Consider the following 2,749-nt stretch of genomic DNA (forward strand, 5'->3'; position numbering starts at 1 on the left):
TAAGGGAATTTTTCATCTAAGTGATAGCGTTGAAAATTTTCAAATCGAGCCAAACAATGATATATATGAACAAGCAAAAAATATATATAACGATTTGAAGCAGCAATATTAAAAATTCTTGGTAAATTTGGCGTTTGATATAGTTGTTATGTGAAAAGTTGCACTTAAACTAACGGGTGCTAGAGTTGAATAAGACCAGGTTGCTGCGGCAGCCTTTTTTCTTGTTCCACTACCGTGGCAGAAATCTATTTTTTCATTAATTTGACGAAGAATATGATTTGAAGGAACAAACACATTTAAATCAATCAATTCAAGTTTACTTTGATATTCATCTTTAAGACCCATCATAAAAAATTCCCCCAATTAAAAACCTGTATAGAAAAAATTCTATTCAGGTTTTAGAAAATCCTATTATTTTTGTCAACAGCCCCAAAATCCGTTGCCTTTTTAAAATGCCTGCAAAGTTTTGCTTGTAAAAAGAATTCCTTCCAAATGATCAAATTCATGCTGGAATATAATCGAATCCATCCCTCCCATCTCACGGAATGTCCTTTCACCAAAGATTGATAAATAGGAAATCCTTATCATGAGGTAGCGCTGAACAATCCCTATAATCCCTGGAAGAGAGATACATCCTTCGCCAGATGGTAATGAGTTGGGTGTTGGATCAAGTATATCAAAACTTGGATTGATTAAAATTTCTGTTCCTGTTGTAAATCGAGCAACAAAAGCCCGTTTTGATACGCCGACTTGCGGTAATGAAATTCCTAATACATGTGGCGAATTTTCCACGAACGTTTTCATTTCATTCAAAAGTGGAGTTACACTATAAATGTGTTCAACATCCATTGCTTTTTGAAACAAAATTGGGTTTGGAAATGTAAGAATCGAAAACATATCATCACCTTTCGTCTGAGTTAAATATTTTTACAAAATTTTTTGGAATATTTTCAAAAAAAAGTCCTTTATAAAATATATTCGAACGGAAGAAAAAAATAATAGGAAATCAAATTGACAATAAACATTATTAAAAAGCCTGTATCGATTTATAAATCAATACAGGTTTTTAATGGTTTATAGTAATTCTTTAGTGGAACAAAGGGTTGCTGCGGCAGCCTTCTTTTTTATTGAACTAAAGGAGCAGTTTAGTTTAATAAGAATACTTACATAATAATATCGGAGGTGTTGTAATGATTACGGTTAAAAATGCTGAAAGTTATCTTAAAGATAAGATTGGTGAAGATGCTGATGATATAAAAAAAGTTTGGGAAGCATTTAAAATATTTAGCAAAGAACCAGTTGAAGGAGAAGAGGAAAGAGAAATCCTTTTTCAGTGTGGAGTTTATGATTTTACAGGTGAGGAGTTATTTCATTATGATTTTGTTCGTCAGTTCTCTATTTTTGAGGATGACGAATATTCTCATATGGAACAACTTCACTGTGAATTTTTATTTAAACCGACAGATGAGTTAAGAAAGTTAGAGGTAGAAGAGTGGTCAATGGATTATGCTAATATTGATGATTTTTTTAATCATATAGAAAACCTTCAGGAGTTTAAAGTGCCTTTAAATTTAAAGCCGATAAAATCAGAAATATATCAAGAACAAGTTTAGTTTAATTTAATTCTTATTGAATAAACGGTAACTTTATTTTCACAACAAATGGCTGTTTCGGCAGTCTTTTTGTTTCAATAAAAGGGGTGAGAATTTTGACAGTTCATCATTATATATCTTCAAATAGGGAGATTCCAACTGGTGATTTTGGACAAAACCCTAAGCAGATTGAGAATATGATTATTTATGAGACAGAAGATGACTTTGGCAACTCAGTATGGGACTTAGAAGGTTATGATGAAATAAGGGGGAAATTTTCCAACCCCTTTGTTTATCATCTTGATTGTCGTAATACTAGAAAATGTTATAGCGACTTATTTAAGTATATAAATGAAAATCTTTCCGACGGTGAAAGTATAGAATTATATACTTGCTTGGATGGGGATGAACTGAAAGAAAAGAACGATACACTAAATATTGTTGTTAACTTAAAGACAAAGCATTTCATTAATGATATAGGAAATTTTAGGTTAAACGAAAAACGCTTATTTGATGATTTAAGTGAACGGTTTTCATTTAGAGAGAGGCAGTATGTAGTGGTAACTAAATAACAATACTTCTACTTCTCTTATTAAGCTAACGGGTGCTTGAGTTTAAGAACGTAAGGAGTTACTTGGCAGCTCCTTTTTTATTTCTACTTCAACTAACGAAGCAGGATAGTTAAAGAAGGATTTTCAAAAATAGAAATTGAATATAAAGCATATTCATCCAAATTCAGGGGGGAATGAAATGTGGAAAGAATTTGTCAATTCCATTTCGAAGGAGCATCACTTTAAAGAACCGGCAACAAAGTTTGAGATTTCTCAAATTCAAAAAGAATTAAATGTTGAATTACCAGAAGAATTAGCTGCCTTATTTAATGAAACAAATGGGGTGTTCGATAAATGGAGTTGTCCTTTGGTTTGGTCAACTTCCCAAATTATTAAGGACAATCTATTTTATAGAAATTTTGAAGATTATAGAGATATTTATATGGCATTTGATAATCTTTTCTTTTTTTCAGACGCAGGTAATGGCGATTTATTTTGTTATGCAATATTAAAAAACGGGACCATTTATAAAAACGATATTTATGTTTGGAATCACGAGGATGATAGTCGAACCTGGGTTGCAGCTTCATTAAAACATTTTATTGA

The 2,749-nt window shown here is 31.5% G+C and carries 5 protein-coding genes; 3 read left to right on the plus strand and 2 right to left on the minus strand.

Annotation, left to right across the window (positions count from 1 at the left end; genetic code table 11):
* Positions 1–108 precede the first annotated feature (108 nt).
* Together AB7942_RS30325 and AB7942_RS30330 are read right to left on the minus strand one after the other, a co-directional pair.
* Entirely contained in the window at positions 109–348 is a 240-nt protein-coding gene (locus tag AB7942_RS30325; protein WP_369449762.1) for a hypothetical protein, read from the minus strand.
* Between the two features lie 99 nt (positions 349–447).
* On the minus strand, positions 448–897 hold the full coding sequence (locus tag AB7942_RS30330; RefSeq protein ID WP_218351594.1) for a peptide deformylase: 450 nt from the start codon (positions 895–897) through the stop codon (positions 448–450).
* 293 nt (positions 898–1,190) lie between these two features.
* Here AB7942_RS30330 and AB7942_RS30335 point away from each other — a divergent pair, with 293 nt between their 5' ends.
* The 3 genes from AB7942_RS30335 to AB7942_RS30345 form a co-directional block, all read left to right on the plus strand.
* Entirely contained in the window at positions 1,191–1,613 is a 423-nt protein-coding gene (locus tag AB7942_RS30335) for a hypothetical protein (RefSeq protein WP_369449763.1), read from the plus strand.
* 95 nt (positions 1,614–1,708) lie between these two features.
* Positions 1,709–2,164 carry a hypothetical protein gene (locus AB7942_RS30340; RefSeq protein WP_369449764.1) on the plus strand — a complete coding sequence of 152 codons (456 nt, stop codon included), beginning with the start codon at positions 1,709–1,711 and terminating at the stop codon, positions 2,162–2,164.
* Between the two features lie 178 nt (positions 2,165–2,342).
* Positions 2,343–2,749: SMI1/KNR4 family protein (locus AB7942_RS30345; RefSeq protein WP_369449765.1), on the plus strand; the 407-nt coding region annotated here is incomplete at its 3' end.

This window comes from Neobacillus sp. BF23-41 (assembly GCF_041106275.1).

Bases quoted from the DNA above. Each gene is read 5' to 3' on its own strand.
- AB7942_RS30330 (WP_218351594.1), bottom strand. From the start codon at position 897: ATGTTTTCGATTCTTACATTTCCAAACCCAATTTTGTTTCAAAAAGCA.
- AB7942_RS30335 (WP_369449763.1), top strand. From the start codon at position 1,191: ATGATTACGGTTAAAAATGCTGAAAGTTATCTTAAAGATAAGATTGGT.
- AB7942_RS30325 (WP_369449762.1), bottom strand. From the start codon at position 348: ATGATGGGTCTTAAAGATGAATATCAAAGTAAACTTGAATTGATTGAT.